22 protein-coding genes, 2 tRNA genes and 1 other RNA gene are annotated in these 20656 nt (G+C 70.6%); 13 read left to right on the top strand and 12 right to left on the bottom strand.

All coding sequences use genetic code 11. The annotated features are described in order from the left end of the window. Positions 1 to 21 precede the first annotated feature (21 nt). Complete coding sequence (cysK, locus tag V6S67_RS10580; RefSeq protein ID WP_334210215.1) at positions 22 to 957, bottom strand: cysteine synthase A; 936 nt, start codon at positions 955 to 957, stop codon at positions 22 to 24. 107 nt (positions 958 to 1064) lie between these two features. After that, complete coding sequence (gene msrA / locus V6S67_RS10575; protein ID WP_334210214.1) at positions 1065 to 1589, bottom strand: peptide-methionine (S)-S-oxide reductase MsrA; 525 nt, start codon at positions 1587 to 1589, stop codon at positions 1065 to 1067. Positions 1590 to 1695: 106 nt separating this feature from the next. Here msrA and V6S67_RS10570 point away from each other — a divergent pair, with 106 nt between their 5' ends. The 3 genes from V6S67_RS10570 (at position 1696) to V6S67_RS10560 (ending at position 4422) form a co-directional block, all read left to right on the top strand. Beyond that, positions 1696 to 2634, top strand: a complete 939-nt coding sequence (locus V6S67_RS10570; RefSeq protein WP_334210213.1) for a Nif3-like dinuclear metal center hexameric protein — start codon at positions 1696 to 1698, stop codon at positions 2632 to 2634. A 97-nt stretch (positions 2635 to 2731) separates the two neighbouring features. Further along, the gene (locus tag V6S67_RS10565) at positions 2732 to 3481 is read left to right on the top strand and encodes a zinc ribbon domain-containing protein (RefSeq protein WP_334210212.1); all 750 of its coding nucleotides are present in this window, start codon (positions 2732 to 2734) and stop codon (positions 3479 to 3481) included. After that, positions 3478 to 4422: a reverse transcriptase-like protein gene (locus V6S67_RS10560; protein WP_334210211.1), complete on the top strand. Its 945-nt coding sequence runs from the start codon at positions 3478 to 3480 to the stop codon at positions 4420 to 4422. The genes V6S67_RS10565 and V6S67_RS10560 overlap by 4 nt, the downstream gene beginning before the upstream one ends. 6 nt (positions 4423 to 4428) lie before the next feature. Here V6S67_RS10560 and V6S67_RS10555 read toward each other — a convergent pair whose 3' ends face one another. Continuing rightward, positions 4429 to 5190 carry a YaaA family protein gene (locus V6S67_RS10555; RefSeq protein WP_334210210.1) on the bottom strand — a complete coding sequence of 254 codons (762 nt, stop codon included), beginning with the start codon at positions 5188 to 5190 and terminating at the stop codon, positions 4429 to 4431. Between the two features lie 79 nt (positions 5191 to 5269). On the opposite strand from V6S67_RS10555, the gene rnpB reads away from it, so the two are divergent. Together rnpB and V6S67_RS10545 are read left to right on the top strand one after the other, a co-directional pair. Beyond that, positions 5270 to 5669: RNase P RNA component class A (gene rnpB / locus V6S67_RS10550), an RNA gene on the top strand. A gap of 548 nt (positions 5670 to 6217) precedes the next feature. Continuing rightward, complete coding sequence (locus V6S67_RS10545; protein ID WP_334210209.1) at positions 6218 to 7510, top strand: MFS transporter; 1293 nt, start codon at positions 6218 to 6220, stop codon at positions 7508 to 7510. Positions 7511 to 7556: 46 nt separating this feature from the next. Here V6S67_RS10545 and def read toward each other — a convergent pair whose 3' ends face one another. The 4 genes from def to orn all read right to left on the bottom strand — a co-directional run bounded on the left by def (position 7557) and on the right by orn (position 10253). Beyond that, on the bottom strand, positions 7557 to 8129 hold the full coding sequence (def, locus tag V6S67_RS10540) for a peptide deformylase (RefSeq protein WP_334210208.1): 573 nt from the start codon (positions 8127 to 8129) through the stop codon (positions 7557 to 7559). Between the two features lie 5 nt (positions 8130 to 8134). Then, complete coding sequence (locus V6S67_RS10535; protein ID WP_334210207.1) at positions 8135 to 9307, bottom strand: acyl-CoA dehydrogenase family protein; 1173 nt, start codon at positions 9305 to 9307, stop codon at positions 8135 to 8137. Positions 9308 to 9453: 146 nt separating this feature from the next. Beyond that, positions 9454 to 9526 (bottom strand) — tRNA-His (locus V6S67_RS10530). Positions 9527 to 9650: 124 nt separating this feature from the next. Continuing rightward, positions 9651 to 10253, bottom strand: coding sequence for an oligoribonuclease (orn, locus tag V6S67_RS10525; protein WP_334210206.1), 603 nt, complete (start codon positions 10251 to 10253; stop codon positions 9651 to 9653). Positions 10254 to 10534: 281 nt separating this feature from the next. Between orn and mptB the strand changes: the two genes are divergently transcribed. The 3 genes from mptB to V6S67_RS10510 all read left to right on the top strand — a co-directional run bounded on the left by mptB (position 10535) and on the right by V6S67_RS10510 (position 12676). Then, positions 10535 to 12055 carry a polyprenol phosphomannose-dependent alpha 1,6 mannosyltransferase MptB gene (gene mptB / locus V6S67_RS10520; RefSeq protein ID WP_334210205.1) on the top strand — a complete coding sequence of 507 codons (1521 nt, stop codon included), beginning with the start codon at positions 10535 to 10537 and terminating at the stop codon, positions 12053 to 12055. 81 nt (positions 12056 to 12136) lie between these two features. Then, positions 12137 to 12553, top strand: coding sequence for a DUF3224 domain-containing protein (locus V6S67_RS10515; RefSeq protein ID WP_334210204.1), 417 nt, complete (start codon positions 12137 to 12139; stop codon positions 12551 to 12553). A 50-nt stretch (positions 12554 to 12603) separates the two neighbouring features. Beyond that, a tRNA-Arg gene (locus tag V6S67_RS10510) sits at positions 12604 to 12676 on the top strand. 58 nt (positions 12677 to 12734) lie between these two features. Here V6S67_RS10510 and V6S67_RS10505 read toward each other — a convergent pair. Beyond that, positions 12735 to 13268, bottom strand: coding sequence for a DUF6098 family protein (locus V6S67_RS10505; protein ID WP_334210203.1), 534 nt, complete (start codon positions 13266 to 13268; stop codon positions 12735 to 12737). 210 nt (positions 13269 to 13478) lie between these two features. Here V6S67_RS10505 and ssb point away from each other — a divergent pair, with 210 nt between their 5' ends. The 3 genes from ssb to ettA all read left to right on the top strand — a co-directional run bounded on the left by ssb (position 13479) and on the right by ettA (position 16466). Then, positions 13479 to 14066, top strand: coding sequence for a single-stranded DNA-binding protein (ssb, locus tag V6S67_RS10500; RefSeq protein ID WP_334210202.1), 588 nt, complete (start codon positions 13479 to 13481; stop codon positions 14064 to 14066). Positions 14067 to 14194: 128 nt separating this feature from the next. Then, a complete protein-coding gene (locus V6S67_RS10495; protein WP_334210201.1) occupies positions 14195 to 14734 on the top strand; it encodes a DUF6993 domain-containing protein in 540 nt (179 codons plus the stop codon). 49 nt (positions 14735 to 14783) lie between these two features. Next, positions 14784 to 16466, top strand: a complete 1683-nt coding sequence (gene ettA, locus V6S67_RS10490; protein WP_334210200.1) for an energy-dependent translational throttle protein EttA — start codon at positions 14784 to 14786, stop codon at positions 16464 to 16466. A gap of 119 nt (positions 16467 to 16585) precedes the next feature. Here the strand turns inward: ettA and V6S67_RS10485 are convergent, their stop codons facing one another. Beyond that, positions 16586 to 17497 (bottom strand): acyl-CoA thioesterase, encoded by a 912-nt coding sequence (locus V6S67_RS10485; protein WP_334210199.1) that lies wholly within the window; start codon positions 17495 to 17497, stop codon positions 16586 to 16588. Positions 17498 to 17642: 145 nt separating this feature from the next. Here V6S67_RS10485 and V6S67_RS10480 point away from each other — a divergent pair, with 145 nt between their 5' ends. Together V6S67_RS10480 and V6S67_RS10475 are read left to right on the top strand one after the other, a co-directional pair. After that, on the top strand, positions 17643 to 18107 hold the full coding sequence (locus tag V6S67_RS10480) for an acyl-CoA thioesterase (RefSeq protein ID WP_334210198.1): 465 nt from the start codon (positions 17643 to 17645) through the stop codon (positions 18105 to 18107). An 8-nt stretch (positions 18108 to 18115) separates the two neighbouring features. Next, positions 18116 to 18772: a hypothetical protein gene (locus V6S67_RS10475; protein WP_334210197.1), complete on the top strand. Its 657-nt coding sequence runs from the start codon at positions 18116 to 18118 to the stop codon at positions 18770 to 18772. A gap of 76 nt (positions 18773 to 18848) precedes the next feature. Here V6S67_RS10475 and V6S67_RS10470 read toward each other — a convergent pair whose 3' ends face one another. The 3 genes from V6S67_RS10470 to V6S67_RS10460 all read right to left on the bottom strand — a co-directional run bounded on the left by V6S67_RS10470 (position 18849) and on the right by V6S67_RS10460 (position 20615). Then, entirely contained in the window at positions 18849 to 19277 is a 429-nt protein-coding gene (locus V6S67_RS10470; protein WP_334211572.1) for a globin, read from the bottom strand. Between the two features lie 167 nt (positions 19278 to 19444). Then, on the bottom strand, positions 19445 to 20065 hold the full coding sequence (locus tag V6S67_RS10465) for a mechanosensitive ion channel family protein (protein ID WP_334210196.1): 621 nt from the start codon (positions 20063 to 20065) through the stop codon (positions 19445 to 19447). 73 nt (positions 20066 to 20138) lie between these two features. After that, complete coding sequence (locus tag V6S67_RS10460; protein WP_334210195.1) at positions 20139 to 20615, bottom strand: OsmC family protein; 477 nt, start codon at positions 20613 to 20615, stop codon at positions 20139 to 20141. Positions 20616 to 20656: the final 41 nt, after the last annotated feature.

Below are 20656 nucleotides of genomic sequence, written 5' to 3'. Positions count from 1 at the left end.
GGGGTGTCGAGTCGGACGGCGTCAGCCGCGGATGTCGTCGAACAGCACCGTGGAGATGTAGCGCTCGCCGAAATCGCAGACGATCGCCACGATGAGCTTACCGGCGTTCTCGGGACGCTTCGCGAGCTCGAGGGCCGCCCAGACGATGGCTCCCGAGGAGATACCGCCGAGGATCCCCTCCTGGGTGCCGAGGGCCCGTGCCACGCGGACGGAGTCCTCCACCGTGGCGTCCAGCACCTCGTCGTAGGCCGCGCGGTCGAGGTTCTCGGGGACGAAGTTCGCCCCGAGGCCCTGGATCTTGTGCGGGCCGGGGGCACCGCCGTTGAGGATGGGGGAGTCCGCGGGCTCGACGGCGACGATCTGCACGCCGGGCTTGCGCTCCTTCAGGACCTGGCCGACACCGGTGATGGTGCCGCCGGTACCGACGCCTGCCACGAAGATGTCCACCTCGCCGTCGGTGTCCTCCCAGACCTCCTCGGCCGTGGTGGTGCGGTGGATGGCAGGGTTCGCCGCATTGGCGAACTGCTGCGCCCAGATGGCGTTCTCGGTCGTCGCGACGATCTCCTTCGCGCGCTCGACGGCGCCCCGCATGCCCTCGGACCCCGGCGTCAGGACGATCTCGGCCCCGTAGGCCCGCAGCATCACCCGTCGTTCCGTGGACATGGTCTCCGGCATGGTCAGGAGCACCCGGTACCCGCGTGCGGCACCGACCATCGCCAGGGCGATCCCGGTGTTGCCGGAGGTACCCTCGACGATCGTGCCGCCGGGCCGGAGCGCGCCGGCCTTCTCGGCTGCGTCGATGATGGCCACGCCGATGCGGTCCTTGACGCTGTTGGCCGGGTTGTAGAACTCGAGCTTCACCGCGACCTGGGCGTCCAGGCCCTCGGCGAGGCGGTTCAGGCGGACGAGGGGCGTCCGTCCCACGAGCTGGGTGACGTCGTCGTAGATCTTTGCCATGGGGAGCCTGCCTGTTCTGGAAAGGGGAGGGGCGACGTCGGTCGTGGCGGGTGGGACGCCTGCCCCCGAGCGACGGCGGTCAGCTTAACGGGTGACCGTCGCAGCACCTAGGCGGCAAGCCACTGGGCGTAATATTTGCGGGCCTTCGACAGCTTGGGGTTGATGATCACCTGGCAGTAGCCCTGCTCCGGGTGCTTGGCGTAGTAGTTCTGGTGCCACTCCTCGGCCACATGGAACTGCGGAAGCCGGCTGACCTCGGTGACGATCGGGTTCTTCCAGTTCTCCTGGTTGCGTCGGATCGCGTCCTCGAACAGCGTCTTCTGCTCGGCGTCCTGGTAGTACATGACGCTGCGGTACTGCGTGCCGACGTCGTAGCCCTGCCGGTTCAGCGTGGTGGGGTCGTGGGACACGAAGAACATGTCCAGGATGACGTCCTCGGGGATGACGGTCTCGTCGAACGTCACCGCCACCACCTCGGCGTGGCCCGTCATGCCGGAGCAGACGGAGTCGTAGTCGGGGTGCCGCGTGTGGCCGCCCGTGTAGCCGGACACCACCTCGGTCACGCCGCGGGTCTTCTGGTAGAGGGCATCGAGGCACCAGAAACAGCCCCCACCGAGCACGAAAGTCTTCATGACTGTGTCAATGCACGGGGCGCCCCGATGATTCCCGCCCGTCATCTGCCGTGGGTGAACCCGGAAGGGTTGGAGGGGCGGCACGGCGGCGGGTATTACTGGTGTCATGGAACAGACAGCGCACGACGGCGTCGGCCGGGCAGGAGCCGCGGGGAGCGAGGGTTCGCCCGCCGTCTCCGCGCGGGCAGTGCCCGCACCGGACGTCCGCGTGCCGACCGTCGGCGAGGTCCTCGTGGCCATCGAGGAGCTGTGGCCGGAGAGCCTCGCCGAGGGGTGGGACGCCGTCGGGCTGGTGGCGGGCCGGACCGGGAACAGGGCCGCGAAGATCCTCTTCACGGTGGACCCGACGGCCGCCGTCCTCGACGAGGCGCTCGACTGGGGAGCGACGATGATCGTGTCCCATCACCCCCTGCTGCTAAAGCCGGTTTCCACCGTGGCGGCATCCGGGTTCAAGGGTGAGGCCATCCACCGGCTGATCGAGGCGGGCTGCGCCCTCGTCACGGTGCACACCAACGGCGACAGCGCCGTGGGCGGGGTGTCCGACGTGCTCGCCGACGCCCTCGGGCTGCAGGACGTCGAACCCCTCGCACGGGCTGCGGACGGACTGCCGGAGGAGGGGATCGGACGCGTGGGCGACCTCGCGGAGCCCGTGCCCCTCGGGGAGTTCGCCGAGACCGTGTTCTCGATCCTGCCCGCCGTGGCCGGCGGCGTGCGCGTCGCCGGCGACAAGGACGCGCACGTGCGCAGGATCGCCGTGTGCGGAGGGGCGGGCGACTCCCTGTTCGACCGCGTCCGCTCGAGCCACGCCGACGTGTACGTGACGGCGGACCTCCGCCACCACCCGGCGTCGGAGGTCAGGGAGGCCGCCGCCGACGGCCCGCCGTACCTGATCGACGTCTCGCACTTCGGCAGCGAGTGGCTCTGGCTCACCCCGGCGGCGGACGCCCTCGGCAACGTCCTCTCGGACCAGGGCTTCACCACCGACATACGCGTCAGCGGGGTCAACACCGACCCCTGGGACTTCGTGCTGACGCCCGGCCACTGACAGGCCCTGACCCTCCGCGCGGCCCGGGTGGCCTAGGCTGGGACGACGCGTCCGACCCGCCCGTCGAGCCCCATCCGTCCGACCCTGGAGGTTACCCGTGGCCAAGGCTGCACCTGAGGAACAACTCCGCCTGCTCGACCTGCAGGCCCTCGATTCGACCCTCAACAAGCTCTCCCGCCAGGCCGTCGCGGCGCGCGGCAACCCCGCTCTCGGCGCCGTCGCCGCCCGCGTGGCCGAGGTGGACGCCGAACTGGTGCGGGCCACCACGGAACTGGGCGATCTCGAGCGTGAACTGACGCGCGCCGAGGACGAGGTGCAGTCCGTGGTGAACCGCCTCGAGCGGGACGAGAAGCGCCTGAACAGCGGCACCGGGACGTCGAAGGACCTCACCGCACTGCAGCACGAGGTGGCCTCCCTGACGAAGCGGCGCTCCGACCTCGAGGACGTCGAACTCGACGTCATGGAACGGGTGGAGGCGGCCCGCGCCGCCCGCGCCGAGGTCCAGGAGCGCACCAACGCCGTCCGCGCCGAACTCCGTGGCCTCGAGGAGGCGCGCGACCTGGAGCTCGCGGACATCGACGTCCAGCGCGTCGACGTGCAGGCGCGCCGCAACGACCTCGCCTCGACCTTCGACACCGCACTCCTCGCCGTCTACGAGCGGATCCTCGTCAAGCGCGGTGTCGGTGCCGCCCGGCTGTTCCACGGCAAGTCCGAGGGATCGGGCATGCAGCTCAGCCCCGGCGACCTCCGCGACATCGCCGACGCGGCGCCCGACGACGTGGTGCTGTGCCCCGACTCCGGCTGCATCCTCGTCCGCTCGAGCGACTGGGGACCCCAGAAGCCGTGACGCACCAGCAACTCTTCGACCCCTACGAGCGCGACGACTCCGACTCCCCGGCGGCCGCGGACGGACCCGCCCGCCTCGTCGTCGAGGCCGACGGGGGCTCCCGCGGCAACCCGGGGCACGCCGGCTACGGCGCCCTCGTGCGCGATCCGGACACGGGGCGGATCCTCGTGGAGAAGGCCGCGTACATCGGCAAGGCCTCCAACAACGTCGCCGAGTACTCAGGCCTCGTCTCGGGGCTCGAACTCGCCCAGGAGATCAACCCGCGGGCCGCGGTCCACGTGAAGATGGACTCGAAGCTCGTGGTGGAGCAGATGTCCGGGCGGTGGCAGATCAAGCACGCCGACATGAAGGTGCTCGCGGCGAAGGCGCGCAAGGTTCTCGACCCGCGCCGCGTGACGTACGAGTGGATCCCGCGCGAGCGGAACAAGGACGCCGACCGGCTCTCCAACGAGGCCATGGATGCCGGCATGGCCGGTGTGCCGTGGAAGCCTCGCGCCGCCGCGCCGGACCCCACGCCGGCGGCAGCCCCGCCCGCGGAGGAGGCTCCGCGGCCCGCGGGCCGGCTGCACCACGTCGAGGTGTGGACCGGGGACCTGACCGCCGCGGAGGCGAGCCTGGGCTGGCTGCTGGAGCGCCTCGGGTTCCCGCGCAGGGAGTCCTGGGAGCACGGGGTCAGCTTCGGGTCCGACGACTTCTACATCGTGCTCGAGAGCGGGCCGGACGTGACATCCGGCGGCCACGAGCGCCGTCGCCCCGGGGTGAACCACCTCGCCTTCCGCGCCGGCACACACGCCGCCGTCGACTTGCTGGCACGCCGTGCCGCGAGCCACGGCTGGTCGCTGCTCTTCCCCGACCGCCACCCCTTCGCCGGCGGGCCGGACCACTACGCCGCGTACCTCGAGAACGCCGAGGGGTTCGAGGTGGAGCTGGTCGCCGACTGACGGACGTCAGTCGAGCACGATGTTCAGCTGCGCGGGCTTCCGCGCCGTCGCCGGCTCGAGGTCCGCTGTCCACTGCTCACGGGCCGCGGCGAGGAGCGCCGACGGCGTCGCGGGGGCCGCGCCGCGTCGCGTGAGCAGGTGCCGGGCGAACTCGCCGCGCGTGTGCTTGGCGAAGTGGGACACCACGGTCCGCCGGCCGTCGCGCAGCTGGAAGACGTTCACGGCGGCGCTCTGCGACGGCGGCGGGCTCCACGCCGCGGCGTAGGTGCTCGACCGGCAGTCGACGATCAGGCCCGTGCCCGCGTGCTCGGCGAGCGGCAGGGCCAGCTGCTTCTTCCAGAAGGACGCCAGGCGGCCCGTGCCGGGCAGGTCCACCGCCATGGACAGGCGGTAGGCGGGGATCCTGTCACCGAAGCCGAGGGCGCCCCAGAGAGCGGATACGACGACGCACTGCTCCCGCGCCCTGCGTTTCTGCACCGGCGTCATCCGGGAGTATCCGAGGGCCTCGTACAGGACCCCCGCGTAGACGTCGTGGGCGGGCGCCGCCGGGGCGACGTCGAGCACCAGGTTCCGCTGCACGTCCTCGACGAGGGACGCCCCGACACCGAGGACGGCGTGCGCGTCATGGTCGGCACTGGCGGTCTTCAGGGCCGCGAGCACGGAGCGGCGGGCGTCATTGAGCTCGGGGAAGTGGAGGTCCTCGAGCCGCACGGGGCTGCCCGTACGGGCGGCGGACTTGCCTTCGGACGGGGGGAGCAGGATCAGCACCGATCAACCCTATCGGACGCCGGCGGCCCTCCGGTCGCCGTCGAGCCGGCCCGTAGAGCCGTCTAGAATGGACCACGGATGGGTCGACCAGGCGGCCGCGTTGGACGGTGCGCTCGCGCCCGATCCACCGAGGAACGTCCGGGCTCCGCAGGGCAGGGTGGTGGGTAACGCCCACTCGGGGTAACCCGCAGGCCAGTGCCACAGAAAAGAGACCGCTGCGTGCTGCAGGCTCCGGCCGGCGCAGGCAGTAAGGGTGAAAAGGCGGTGTAAGAGACCACCAGCACGCCGGGTGACCGGCGTGGCTCGGTAAACCCCACCCGGAGCAAGGCCAGACAGTGTCCGCTCGAGGGCTGCCCGCCCGAGGGCACGGGTAGGCCGCTGGAGGGCGTCGGCAACGGCGTCCGTAGATGGATGGCCGCCACTCGCACGTCGGCGACGACGCGCGATGACAGAACCCGGCGTATCGGTCGACCCATCCCTCGCCCGCCTCCAGCCCACGACCGGCGGGCTGCCGCAGGATTCCCGGCGCGTCGCGCGTCCGTGAAGGCCGCGCGCCCGCATAACCTGTGAACACCGCCGTGGGTCTCCTCGATGAGCACGACGGTACGAACGGGTCGGCCTACCGCTGGGGCTAAGGGGCTGACCCGTTCACTTTCCTGAGAAAACGACCGAGAACCGACCGCCGGCGCTTCCCGGAGCAGAAGTAAGCGGCCCCCCGTACCTGGTCTCAAGAGGTAGGGGGACCGCCCGGCGTCTATAGCCGCCTCAGGAGTCGATCGACCGCGGTACTGCTGGGGGAACGACCGCGGGACCGACTCCCACTGTTCATTCTCCGCTTCCGTCGGTGGTGCGGCAATCGAGGAGGGCCCCTCTAAGCCATGGGAGAACGTGGGAACTCCTACGGAAGATGCCGTAGGCAACGGATTATCGGATGTGATGCACGCTCCGTCAAGACCCTGCCAAGTCGCCCGGACCGGGATCCCCGTCGCGTCCCGGGGCGTCGCGGTGCCTGGGCTAGGGTGATCGGATGAGCGCAGGGGGTAGGGGAAGCCGATGGCTTCTGGCGCGCAACCGGAACTTCCGGGCCCTCATGGTCTCGAGCACGTTCGGGGTGTTCGGCAACGCGGTGGCCGCCGTGGCGCTGCCCGTCATCGCCGCGGTGGAACTGCGGGCCAGCGACTTCGCGGTCGCCGCCCTGGCCGGCATGACGTTCCTGCCCTGGCTCCTGTTCGGTCTCCTCATCGGCGCGTGGGTGGACCGCCTGCCCCGCCGGCCCGTGATGCTGGCGGCACTGGCGGTGCGCGTGCTGGTCCTCGCGCTCCTCCCGCTCGGGTACTGGCTGGGCTTCCTCAGCACGCCGCTGCTCTTCGCCGCCGCCTTCGTGGCAGGGGTGGCGTCCGTGTTCTTCCAGCTGGCGGACTCAGCCCTGGTGCAGCAGGCGGTGACGCCCGATGAGCTGATGGAGGGCAACGGCCTGATCACCGGGTCCGGCGCCGCCGCGGACGCGGCGGGACGGTCGATGGCGGGGTGGCTGGCCGGCGCGGTGGGAGCGTCCAATGCGCTGATCGTGCAGCTGGCCACCTCGGTGGTGTCGCTCCTCGCCCTGCTGCGCCTCGACGTGCAGGAGATCGTGCAGCCGCAGAGCGACCGGCGCATCCTGCGGGAGATGTCCGAAGGGCTGCGCTACACCTTCAGCACCGCACCGCTGCGGGCCATCCTCCTCAACGCGGCGCTCTGGAACCTCGGCGGCAACATCGCCGCGTCCCTCCTCGTCGTCCTGGTCCTGCGGACCCTGGGGGAGTCGGAGGTGTGGCTCGGGCTGCTGCTGGCCGCCGCGTCCGTGGGCGGTGCGGTGGGTGGCACGACGGCGAACGCGCTGGGGGAGCGCTTCGGCTCCGGACCGCTCTGGCGCTGGTCCATGGTGCCGGGTGTGCTCGGTTACGCCTCGCTCCTGGTGCTCACACCCGGCTGGGGCATGCTGTGGGGCGTGGCCGGCATGTTCGTCATGGGTGCAAGCGTCGCCTGGAACATCGTGGTGGGCTCGAGCTTCCGCCAGCGCGTCTGCCCGCCCGGCATGATGGGTCGCCTCGGCGCGGCGTCCCGCACGGTGTCCTGGGGCATGCTCGCGGTCGCGAGTCTGCTGGCCGGCATCCTGGCCGAGACCATCGGGGTGCGCGAGGCCGTGGTGGTCGGCGTCGTGATCGCGTGCCTGGCACCGCTGGTGGCCCTTCTCGGACCGCTGCGGGGCGTCCGGCGACTGGAGGACCTCGTCGAGGCGCCGGCACCCGACGCACGCTCGGGCGCGGCGACGACCGCCTGATCCGACGCAGGGAAGCGCCCGTGTCCGGCGGGACCGCCCGCCGGCGTCAGTGACCGAACGGGTCGGGATCGACGCCGGGCATCCAGGTCAGTCCGGGCACGCCCCACCCGTTGCCCTTCATGGCCTTCCTGGCCTTCCTCGTCTGCCGGGCGTCGAGGCGGTCGACGTACAGCTTCCCGTCCAGGTGGTCGAACTCGTGCTGCATGCACCGTGCGAACCACCCCGTCGCCTCGAACTCGACGGGCGCACCGTCACCGTCGAAGCCCGAGATCCGGGCCCACTCGGCGCGCTTGAGCGGGAACGCCTCCCCGGGCACGGACAGGCAGCCCTCGGCCTCGTCGTCGGGATCCGGGTCGGATCCGGGCACCTTCGAGGTCACGAGGGTCGGGTTGACGAGGACCCCGCGCGCCGGCACGTCGTCGTCGTTCTCCATCCCGTACACGAACACGCGGAGACCCACGCCGATCTGCGGTGCGGCGAGGCCGACCCCGTTCGCGGTGTCCATGGTCTCGAACAGGTCGGCGATGAGCGTGCGCAGTCCGTCGTCGAAGGCCTCCACCGGCTGCGCGCGCCGATGCAGGACGGGCTCACCCGTGATGACGATGGGATGGACGCTCATAGGACCTACCTGTTCTGGGCGGGACGGTCCGCGATGGACCGTCCGATGGATTCACGCATGATCTCGCTGGTGCCACCGAAGATCGTCAGCAGCCGTGCGGCAAGGAAGGCCTGCGACACGGGGTACTCGAGGATGTACCCGTAGCCGCCGTGCAGCTGCAGGCACCGGTCGGTGATCGACTTGGCGCGCTCGCTGGCCCACAGCTTGGCCTGGGCGGCGGACGTCGGGGTCAGGGTGCCGGCGTTGAAGGCGAGGACCGCCTGGTCGACGAAGGCCTCCGTCACCTCGATCTCCGTCAGAATGTCCGCGAGCACGTGGCGGGTGGTCTGGAAGTCGAGCACGCGCTCCCCGAAGGCACTGCGGTCGGTCACGTACCGGAGGGTCTGCTCGTAGGTCGCCCGGGCGAGGGCGGCAGCGGCGACGGCGATGCCCAGGCGGCCCTGGGGGATCTGCTCGAGGCTGTAGCGCAGGCCCTGGCCCACCTCGCCCACGAGGTCCGCACCGGGGACGCGCACGTTGTCGAAGAACAGCTCTGCCGTATCCGAGGCGCGGAGCCCCATCTTGTCCAGCTGACGCCCGGGCGTGTACCCCTCGCCCCGGCGCACCATGAACAGGGAGAAGGAGTCGCTGGATCCGCGGCCCGTGCTGCCGTCGGTGCGGGCGAGCACGAGGGAGGCATCTCCGCTGATGCCGTTGCCGATGAACACCTTCTGGCCGGTGATGAGCCAGTCGTCGCCGTCGCGGACGGCCCGTGTGCGGATTCCCCGCAGGTCGCTGCCCGCCCCGGGTTCGGTCCACGCACAGGAGGTCACGATCTCGCCGGAGACCATCCCGGGGAGCCACCGCTCCTTGAGGTCGTCGGAGGCGTGCGCGAGCAGGTGCGGGAGGACGAGGTCGTCGTGCAGGTGGAAGGCGAGTCCGACGGCGAGGTGGTTGCTGCGGGCGAACTCCTCGTCGAGGACCGTGCGGAAGCGGTAGTCGGACATGCCCGCACCGCCGAACTCCTCGGGGACCGCGAGCCCGAGCAGGCCCTGCTCGCCGGCGGCGGTCCAGACGGACCGGTCCATCATGTGCTGCTGATCCCACCCCGCGTAGTGGGGGGCGACGGCCCGTTCGTTGAATTCGCGGGCGACGTCGCGGAAGAGCTCGTGATCCTCGTCGAACACTGTGCGTTCCATGGTTCCTGGTCCTTCGGTGCTGGCAGCCGCGGGCATCGCCCGAGGGCTACCGTCCGGGGCTGGGCTGGGTGGGCCGCAAATGCGTATGCCGCCCCGGATCATCTCCGGGGCGGCATACACGGCCAGGACCTTCCCTGGCACCTGAGGGTGAGTAACGGGGGTTGAACCCGCGACCTCCTGGACCACAACCAGGCGCTCTGCCAACTGAGCTATACCCACCATGTGTCGTCGTCGGCCAGCCCGTGGGAACCCCGTCCGGACTGTCAGCGACAGGCAGCGGATACAAGTTTACACACATTTCGGCGTGCTCCCGACACCCGGGCCGGGTGTCCTCCGGCGCGCCTCAGGGAGCGACGCTAGCGGCGATGGCTTTGCTCGTGGCAGAGTCCGGGCCCGGCGAGGGCACGAAGACCGCAGCGCGGTAGTAGCGCAGCTCCCGAATCGAATCCTCGATGTCGCCGAGGGCGCGGTGCCCGCCCGTCTTGGGCGGCGCCTGGAAGTAGGCGCGGGTGTACCAGCGGCGCGCGAGTTCCTTGATGGTCGAGACGTCGATGACGCGGTAGTGCAGGTGGTCGATGACGAGCGGCATGTCCCGGGCGAGGAAGTTCCGGTCCGTGCCGACCGAGTTGCCGGCCAGCTGCGCCTTGCGCGGCTCCGGCACCCATGTGCGGATGTAGTCGAGCACCAGCTGCTCGGCCTCGCCCATGGTGATCCCGCCGTCGAGCTCCTCCAGCAGGCCCGACGTCGTATGCATCTGCCGGACGAAGTCCCCCATGTGCGCGAGGGCCTCGGCGGTGGGCTTGATCACGACGTCCACGCCCTCGCCGAGGATGTTGAGTTCCGAGTCGGTGACGAGGACGGCCACCTCGATCAGCCCGTCGTGGGCCAGGTCAAGCCCCGTCATCTCGCAGTCGATCCAGACGATGTGTTCACTCGATATCGGCATTCGACCAATGTACCGTCCGGGACCGACGCCCCGGCCCGCCGGGCGAGGGCACGTGACCAGCCGCCCTGGGGCCGTACCGGAGGGACCCGCGCAGGGGCCCGCGCAGGGGCCCGGTGCTAATATTCAAACAGTCCGCTCGGGGCTGCGGGGAGACCTGGGTGCCCCCGCCGCTTCCGGCACAGGGCACCGCGGTGCCCGCCGTCCGATCACGACCCGTCGGCGGCCCGAGAACGTGGGCATGCGACGCCGACCTCCTGCCTGCCGACGATTGGAATCCCCAGATGCCCGCCCAGGTCCCCCTCACGAAGGTCGAGACGCAGCCGGGCCCGAACCGCCCCGACGTCGCCGTCGTGCAGGGCTTCGTCGGTTCGCTGCTGATGTGGATGGGATCCCTCGGCGTCGGCTGGCTGTCGCTGGCCTCCGCGGAGTTGAGGCGGAACCCCGTCATCATCTGGCTGCGCTTCGAACCCGCGGGCGCTGTCCTGTCCGTGCTGCTGCTCGCGCTCGGCGGCATGCTCCTGATCCGGGCCTGGCTGCGGCTGGGCCAGCGGCTGAACGGCTGGTCGGACGAGACCCGCCCCTACGTGCTGAAAGCCATCGTCGCGTGGACCATCCCGCTCGCCGCCGCGTTGCCGCTGTTCAGCCGCGACGTGTTCGCCTACATCGCGCAGGGCCAGGTCATGGTGGCCAAGCTCAACCCGTACGTGGACGGCTACTCGCAGATCTCCAACTACCTGCAGATCGGCGCCGACGACCTCTGGGCCCAGAGCCCCACCCCGTACGGCCCGGTGTTCCTGTGGATCGAGGAGGGCATCGTCAGGATCACCGGCGGGCACCCCGACACCTCGATCATCCTGTTCCGGGTCGTCGCGCTCATCGGCGTCGCCCTGTGCGTCTACTTCGTGCCCAAGCTGGCGGAACTGCACTCCATCAACGCGAACCGCGCCCTCTGGCTGACCGTCGCCAACCCGCTGTTCCTCATCAACTTCGTGGCCGCGATCCACAACGACTCCCTGATGATCGGCCTCGCGCTCGCCGGGCTCTACTTCGCGGCGACGCGGCGGCCGCTCCTCGGCATCCTGCTCATCACGCTCTCCGTCGGCATCAAGCCGATCACGCTGATCTTCCTGCCCTTCGTCGGGCTGATGTGGGCGGGCAGGGGCGCGTCCTGGCCGCGGCGCTTCCTCTACTGGTTCCTCACGGCCGGGCTGTCCCTCGGCATGCTCTGGATCATGGGGATGGTCAACACCTTCGGCTTCGGCTGGGTGGGCGCGCTCAGCACCCCGGGCAGCGTGTGGATCTGGTACGCACCCATCGGCTTCATGGGCCTCGTCATCGCGACCCTCGGCGACGCCGTCGGACTCAACGGCTGGGACATCACCAACGCCTTCAACACCCTGGCCCGCGTGGCCTCCCTGGTGATCATCGCGCTGCAGATCTTCCGCGGCGACCACAGCCGGCTCGTGCGCCGGCTCGCGTTCGCCTTCGCCGCGATCGTGCTGCTCTCGCCCATGATCCAGTCCTGGTACGTGGTGTGGCTGATCCCGCTGTTCGCCGTCACCGGCATCCGTGACGACTGGCAGGTGAAGTTCCTCTACTTCACGGTGGCCTTCTTCATGGTCTACGCCATCACGGACCAGCTGGACATCTTCCCCTACTTCGACCTCAGCCTGATGATGGCGCGCCAGGTGGCCGCCGTCGTCGCCCTCGCGTTCGCGCTGTACCTCGTCTTCGTGGACCGCAGCACGAAGGTCCTGTTCCGCAAGTGCTACCGTCCGCTGGAACCCGGGCAGCTGCACTGACCCGTGCTCCGCCGGTCCCGTCCGCGGGCCGTGCAGGACACTGGGCATGCGGGACGGGCGCGGAGCGGCGATACTGAGCAGATGATTGAAACAGGAACGACGACGTACACCGGCGAGTTCGAGATCACCGGGTGGGACGCCGAGCCCTACACCGAACCCGGCAGCACCGGTGAGCTGTCGAGGGTGCGCGCCGCGAAGGTGTTCGAAGGCGAGATCAGCGGAACCAGCACGGCCGAGCTGCTCATGGCCGGCAACGACGTCGGCGCCGGGTACGTGGCGTCCGAGCAGTTCGTGGGGACGGTGGGCGAGCGCACCGGGGCGATGACGGTGCAGCACTGGGGCGTCGCGGAGGGCGCCGAGGCGGCCAGTTCCGGTCACATCGTGCCCGGCTCCGGTACGGAGGGGCTGCGCGGCATCTCCGGCAAGGCGATCTACTCGCAGGACCCGGACGGACAGCACCGCCTCGAGCTGAGGGTGAGCTTCCCCGGGGACGAATGAGTCCGGACCGGCCCGGCGGCCGGAACCGCCCATAGTAAACTGGGCGCACTGCCTCCGTAGCTCAGGGGATAGAGCAGGGGCCTTCTAATCCTCTGGTCGCAGGTTCGAATCCTGCCGGGGGCACAGTACGAGGGCCGGACGCCGTGCGTCCGGCCCTCCGCTGTCTGTTCGTCCGCCCGGGCTAGGGGCGGTTGCCGGTGTCGAATCTCTCGTCGTACACCCGCCCCGCCTCCTGGAGCAGATCGTCGTGCAGCCTCCCGAGCGGCACCACATCGGTGAGGAGTGGTTCCGAGTCGGGGCCGCGGCCCACGCACCGGCCCCTCAGCACCCACGGGAAGCGCTCTTCCTCCTCCTCCGCCAGATGCCGGTACTGGCAGACCTGCCGGGCGAGCCAGTCCGTGAGCGGCCGCGTCCACCACTGCTCGGGCGTCAGCGGGTTGACGGACAGGCCCGGCAGGTCCAGTCCGCTCTCGCCGTCCCTGCTCGTCCCGCCGCTGTCGGCCTCGAAGCCGGAGGAGTAGCGGAGGTACACCGTCCAGGGCCCGCGCACGAGTTCGCAGAGTTCGTCGAGGGTGGCGATGACGCGCTCGCCGGTATCGGGCTCTGTAGGTGCTGCGGTGTCCGGGTCTGTGTCTGGTTCTGTTGCTGGTTCTGTGTCCGGTCGGATGTCGGTGCCGGGTGCCGACCCCGTGCGGGTAGGTGCTGCCGTGTCCATCTCTCCATGCTAGGAACCGGACACCATGCGCCCCAAGAATCGATCCGCACGCCACCGGTACTTCCGCTCGCGCCCTCCTGTGCTCTAGGGGCGCCCGGGGAGCGGGGTTGTCCACATAGGAGGTCCCTAGTCCCGCGGGGGAGACCTGCCCGGCCCACGCTTGACCGGGGCGCACCTCGCCGCTCCTCCGATCTACGGAAGGACAGACCCATGACCGACACCATCACCGTGCGCGGCTACGTCGCCACGGATGTGCGCCTCACCTCTGCCCAGAGCGGGCTGGCGATTGCCGGTTTCCGCATGTGCTCCACCGAACGCCGCTTCGACCGGGAGACGAACGCGTGGGTGGACGGCCACACCAACTGGTACTCCGTGTCGATGTTCCGGCAGCTGGCCACGCACGCCGGGGCCAGCATCAAGAAGGGGGACCGCGTGATCGTCACGGGCCGGTTGAGGGTACGGCCGTGGAGCACCGCGGACGGCCGGACGGGCACGTCGGTGGAGATCGACGCCGACACCGCGGGCCACGACCTGATGTGGGGGACGGCGAACTTCCGGAGGACGACGGCGGACCGCACGGACGAGCGGGCCGTGACGGGACAGGAGGACCAGCCGGGCGGCGCTGGGGACGGCGGCCTGCCCGAGGGCATGGACATCACGACCGGCGAGCTGTACGACCCGGCCGCGGACTTCGAGGAGGTCGGCGACCCGGCAGATCCGGCAGGGCCCGGTCCTGCCGACCATACGGACCGGCCGAGCAAGGAGGAGGCCGCGGAGAGGGCGGGCGTTCCTTTCTGACAGCCCGCGGGCGGGGCCGGTCGGCTGCCCGCGGATCACCAGGGGCTGCCCTCGGACACGGTGCAGGGCGGAAGCGCCGCGCGTCGGAAACAGCGGGGCGGGCCGCGGCTGCATGGCAGGATGAACACGTGATCACCGCCGTCCCCGCCCAGCCCGACCGCCCGACCACCGGCCGACGGCGCACCGCGGGCGCAGCGGCGCTGGCCGCGGTCCTCCTCGCACTGAGCTCCTGCGCGGCCTCGCCCGTCATGGAGACTCCGGCTGTCTCCGCGGCACCGGCGGACGAACCGGGTGATCCCGCCACCACGGCGCCTCCACCGGAGGGCCAGGACCCGCAGGCCGGTACGGCGCCGCCGGAGGACGACCTCTCCGGAGTGTCCGGCGCGGTCGATTCCGCGCTGCGGGCGCTCGCGGCGGGTCAGGACGCGGTCACCAGTGATCAGGTCCGAGGCGCGATCGAGCAGGGGTTCGCGGCGTCGGGCGCCGCGGCGGAGACGGTCGAGGTGACGGTCGACAGGACCCCGACCGGTCTGGACGTCGACGCGATCCAGGGCGCCGGCCTCCTCGAGGGGCGCTGCGTGTTCGGGGAGGTGCGCGAGGGCGTCGTGTCGGTCGTGGTGCTGCCGGCGCTGGCGTCGGGCCGGTGCTTCGTCGGCGACCAGCGGTGACCAGCGGTCAGAGTGTGAGAACACCCTGAGCACCCACTAGCCTTGGGACATGGCGGAATTTATCTACACAATGACCAAGGCCCGCAAGGCCGTCGGTGACAAAGTCATCCTCAACGATGTCAGCATGTCGTTCTTCCCGGGCGCGAAGATCGGCGTCGTCGGCCCGAACGGCTCCGGCAAGTCCACCATCCTGAAGATCATGGCCGGCCTGGATACTCCCTCGAACGGTGAGGCCCGCCTGAGCGCCGGCTACAGCGTCGGCATCCTCCTGCAGGAACCGCCCCTGAACGAGGAGAAGACCGTGCTCGGCAACGTCCAGGAGGGCGTGGGCGAGATCTACGGAAAGATCCAGCGCTTCAACGAGATCTCCGAGGAGATGGCGAGCCCGGACGCGGACTTCGACAAGCTGCTCGACGAGATGGGCAAGCTGCAGGAAGCGATCGATGCCGCCGACGCCTGGGATCTCGACTCCCAGCTCGAGCAGGCCATGGACGCCCTGCGCTGCCCGCCGCCGGACGCCGACGTCACCGTCCTCTCCGGTGGTGAGCGACGCCGGGTGGCGCTCTGCAAGCTGCTGCTGCAGAAGCCGGACCTGCTGCTCCTCGACGAGCCCACCAACCACCTGGACGCCGAGAGTGTGCTCTGGCTCGAGCAGCACCTCTCGTCCTACGCCGGTGCCGTCCTGGCCGTGACCCACGACCGCTACTTCCTCGACCACGTGGCTGAGTGGATCGCCGAGGTGGACCGCGGCAACCTGTACCCCTACGAGGGCAACTACTCCACCTACCTGGAGAAGAAGCGCGCACGCCTGGAGGTCCAGGGCAAGAAGGACCAGAAGCTCTCCAAGCGCCTCACCGAGGAACTGGAGTGGGTCCGGTCCAACGCCAAGGGCCGCCAGACGAAGTCCAAGGCGCGCCTGAACCGCTACGAGGAGATGGCTGCGGAGGCTGAGCGCACCCGGAAGCTCGACTTCGAGGAGATCCAGATCCCGCCGGGCCCCAGGCTCGGCAGCCAGGTCATCGAGGCCCGCGACCTGCGCAAGGGCTACGACGACCGGATCCTCATCGACGGGCTGTCCTTCTCGCTGCCCCGCAACGGCATCGTGGGCGTCATCGGTCCCAACGGCGTCGGCAAGACCACGCTGTTCAAGACCATCGTGGGTCTCGAACCCCTCGACGGCGGCGAGCTGCGCATCGGCGAGTCCGTGAAGATCTCCTACGTCGACCAGTCCCGCGCCGGGATCGATCCCAACAAGAGCCTCTGGGAGGTCGTCTCGGACGGCCTCGACTTCATCCAGGTGGGTCAGGTCGAGATGCCGTCGCGCGCCTACGTGTCGGCGTTCGGCTTCAAGGGACCGGACCAGCAGAAGAAGGCCGGGGTGCTCTCCGGCGGTGAGCGCAACCGCCTGAACCTCGCGATGACGCTGAAGCAGGGTGGCAACCTGCTGCTCCTCGACGAGCCGACCAACGACCTGGACGTGGAGACGCTCTCGAGCCTCGAGAACGCGCTGCTCGAGTTCCCCGGCTGCGCCGTCGTCGTCTCGCACGACCGGTGGTTCCTCGACCGGGTGGCCACGCACATCCTCTCCTACGAGGGCACCGAGGATGACCCGGACGCCTGGTACTGGTTCGAGGGCAACTTCGACGCCTACGAGCAGAACAAGGTGGAGCGCCTCGGACCCGACGCCGCCAAGCCGCACCGCGTCACGCACCGCCGCCTCACCCGCGACTAGCGGCGCGGCACAGGTCGTGCTGCGCAGGTTGTGATGCACAGGACCTGATGCAGGAAGAGGGACACGGCGCATGCCGTGTCCCTCTTCCATGGTCCGGGATCCGCCCGGACGCGGCCCGGTCAGGCCGGCGGGATGCGGATCATGCCCTCCTGCGCCACGCTCGCCACCAGCTCGCCCTCCCGGTTGTAGATGCGTCCCGCGGCCAGGCCGCGCGCACCGGATGCACTCGGCGAGCTCTGGACGTACAGGAGCCACTCGTCGACGCGCACGGGGCGGTGCCACCACATGGCGTGGTCGAGGCTGGCGACGCTCATGCCCGGCTGGATCCAGCTGAGCCCGTGGGGCCGGAGGATCGGTTCGAGCAGGGTGTAGTCGCTCGCGTAGGCGAGGGCCGCGCGGTGGAGGTCCGGATCGTCGGGCAGCGGTCCCAGGCTCCGCATCCACACGGCGTTCCGGGGCTCCCGGGAGCCCTCGTTGGTCAGGTACAGCGGGGCGTCGACGTGCCGGATGTCGAAGGGACGCTCGAAGGCCCATGCCCGGGCGACGGGATGGTCGAGCCGGCCGAGGAGATCGGCGGTGGTCGGCAGGCTCTCCGGATCGGGCATGCCGGTGGGCATGGTGTCCTGGTGCACGATCCCCTCGTCGGGGGTCTGGAAGGACGCGATCATCGACAGGATCGGGACGCCGTTCTGGTAGGCGTGCGTGCGGCGCGCCGAGAAGGACCTGCCGTCCCGCAGCCGCTGCACCCCGAACGTGATCGGCTGGTCCGAGTCCCCCGCGCGCAGGAAGTAGGCGTGCATGGAGTGGACGTCGCGCGACGCGTCGACGGTCCGCATCGCCGCGATCAGGGACTGGGCGAGCACCTGGCCGCCGAAGACACGGCGTCCCGGCTGGCGGGCGGAGGAGCCGACGAAGATCTCCTCGTCGGTCTGCGCCCCCTCGGCACTGCTGAGGTCCAGCAGGCCGAGGAGCGCCTGCGTCGGATCGGTCGGGGGCGCCGCGGCGGCGGCCTCGTGCGGCTGATCGGTCATCGTGGTCCTTGCGGTGTCGACGGAAGCGGGAACGGCTACGTCCGACACTAGACGGACGCATCCGCCCTGCTCAAAACCACGCGCAGCCCGACCGCAGGAGCGACCGCAGGCCGGAGCCCCGGCGATTCCCTGAGAGGATTGCATCATGCCCCCCGTGAACACCTTCCCCCTTCACCTGCGTTTCGGCGACGAGGACTCGTACGGCCACGTGAACAACGTCCGGTTCCTGCAGTTCCTCGAGGACGCGCGCGTGCACCTGATGAGCGGGTCCCGGCCCGGTGGTTCGTTCATGGACCTGATCGACCCGGACCACTACACGCTCGTGGGGCGCCAGGAGATCGAGTACCGTGCGCCGTTGAACTTCAGCACCTGCCCCGCTGCGGTGGACCTCTGGGTCACGTCCGTGGGCGGGTCGAGCTTCGAGCTCGGCTACGCCGTCCGGGACCGCGTGGACGCCGAGGGCAGCACCACGAGTGCACTCGCCGCGACCACCATGGTGCTGGTCAGCAGGTCCACCGGGCGGCCCGTGCGTCTCTCCGACGCCCAGAAGGATGTGCTGCTGTCCTGGCAGGGGCCGGCCGTCCCGTTCCGCCGCGCCCGCGGGAAGTAGGGATGGGCGTGGGGTCCTCGGAGCTTCGGTTCGCCGATGCGCAGTCGGTGGCGGATTTCCGCACCTTCACCGCGCGAGCCCGGGCGAGCGACGACGGCGGCATGCGGCTGGTGGGCGTGGGCCGCGTGGCGGCGGCCTACGTGCGGACCCTCGGTCCCACGGTGCTGGGGGAGCCGCTGCCCACCGTGCTCGGGCTCCGCACGATGGCGCTCAGGGAGGAGGCGGACGTGGACGTGACCGTCTCGCTGGGGTCGGTCCTCGACAGGCTCGCCCGCATGTCCGTCGACGACGTCGTGTTCCCGGTCCCGACGGTCCCGGTCACCGGGACCTGGGCAGGGATCCTTCCGCCCCGCTCCGGCTGGACGCCCGCCGGCGAGGTGCCGTGCGCCGACCTCGACCGGGCGGCGAGGGACGGCATCGCCGAGGTGGCCCGAAGCCTGCCTGATCGCGCCGGCGCACCGCTCGTGAGCAGTGCGCGGGCCGCCGTCTGGGGCCGGCCCCTCGGCGGCGCGGCCGGCCCGGTGCCTGCGGGAGCCGCGTTCGGCGCGTTCAGCCTGGGCTTCCTCGCCCCCGATGCCGCTGCGACGATCCACGTCAACGGCCGCTGGTCCCGCGTGAGTACCGCCCGGGGGCACATCCTCGTCCGCGCCGCGGCCGTCCTCTGACGAGGACGGCCGCGGCCGTCGTCCGATCGAGACGGAGGGGACGCCGGCATACGGGCGCCCGGCGGGCGCCGCCGGGCTAGTCGGCGGAGTTGACCATCGAGTGCGCGGCCCGGTCGAGGTAGTCCCACAGGGTCGCCTCGTGCAGGGGAGCGAGTCCCAGGGAGTCCACGGCCGCGCGCATGTGCTGCAGCCAGTGGTCCCGCGCCTGGGGCCCCACCCGGAACGGCATGTGCCGCATGCGCAGCCGCGGGTGGCCGCGCTGCTCACCGTAGGTCTTCGGTCCGCCCCAGTACTGCTCGAGGAACAGCAGGAGCCGTTCCTTCGCCGGTCCGAGGTCCTGCTCCGGGTACATGGGGCGCAGCACCTCGTCGTCGGCGACGCCGTCGTAGAAGGCGTCGACGAGCTTCACGAACGTCGCGTGCCCGCCCACCGTCTCGTAGAAGTTGTCCGTGTACTGGGGCTGGCTGAAGCCCTGCCCCGCTGCGACGAGCCGCTCGACGGGCAGGGCCGTCCGCGCTCCGGCCGGGGACGCCGGGGCCGAGGGAGAGGCCGAGGGAGGGGGCGACGCCGGCGACGGGAGGATCGCTGCCGGGTCGGGCGAGGTCGTGTCCGGCGTGGTGGGGTCGGGGGTCGCGCGGTCGGGCGTGGCGCCGCCGGGCGGCTGCTCGCCGGTCATGCCCGGTCCTCCGCGGTGGCGGCGGGTACGGCCGGGGGAGCGACGTAGTCGCCCTGCGAGCGGTTGCCCACCTTGGTGATGTCGCCGTTGCGCACGTACCAGATGGCGCCGTGCTCGTCGACCATGCGCGTGATGCGCAGGCCCAGCGACTGCACCACGCCCACGGTGTCGCCGACCTCGATGGTGTCGCCGATGCCGTACTGGTCCTCGATGGTGATGAAGAAGCCGAGGAAGGCGTCGCGGATGACCTCACGGGCGCCGAAGCCGATGGCGATACCGACGATCCCGACGCTCGCGAGGATCGGCCCGATGTTGAAGCCGAGGGTCTCGATGGCCATGAGGATCGCGATGACGGCGATCGTCACGGCGGCGACGCTCGAGAGCAGGCCGCCGATGGTCTCGGCGCGCTGCACCCGCCGGGCACTGTCGAACGGGCGGAGCGCGGGCTGGGCCCACTTGAAGTGGGGCTTCTTGAACACGCTGTAGCCGTTCTGGACGCGTGCGACGGACCGTGCGATCAGGTAGCGGACCACGAGCCACAGCAGGAGGGCGCCGACCAGGATGATCAGTGCCATGATCACCTGGCCGCCGAAGCCGAGGGGGGTGAGGAATGTCATGAGGGGTCACTTTCAGGCAGGCATCCGGGACGTCCGCCACGAGGGCACAGTGGCGCGGGGATGCCTTAACAGGCTACAGCGGTGCCCCCGACGTGGGTTCGTGGTGGACGGGGAAGGCCAGCGACCGGGCGATGAAGCACAGCCGGTTCGCCTCGGCGTGCAGGGAGTCCGCGAGGTCCGACTGCCCCGGGTCCTGCAGTTCGACGCGGGGGCGCAGCACGATGCCGGTGAACTCGCCGCTGCCGTCCGGGTTGAGATGCAGCGTCCCGGTCGCCTCGTCGCTGTACCCGGTGACCACCACGCCCGCCTTCACGGCGACGTGCAGGTAGGACAGCATGTGGCACTGCGCGACGGCGGTCAGGAGCAGCTGCTCGGGATTCCACCGGTCCTTCGACCCGTGGAACGTGGGGTCGGCGGTGCCGAGGAGGCGCCCCGGGCCCTCCACGTCCACCTCGTGGTCCCGGCTGTAGGCGCGGTAGCCCGCCGTGCCGGTGCCCAGGTTGCCCGTCCAGCGGATCCGCGCCGCGTAGGAGTGTTCCTGCAGATTCATGCCTCGACCCTAGTACGCGCGCACCCGGGGAGGACCGCAGC

Origin of the sequence: Arthrobacter sp. Soc17.1.1.1, from assembly GCF_036867195.1 — a bacterium.
Classification (GTDB): domain Bacteria; phylum Actinomycetota; class Actinomycetes; order Actinomycetales; family Micrococcaceae; genus Arthrobacter_D.
Note: the sequence above shows the minus strand (reverse complement) of the source record. Positions and strands in the feature narration are given on the sequence as shown.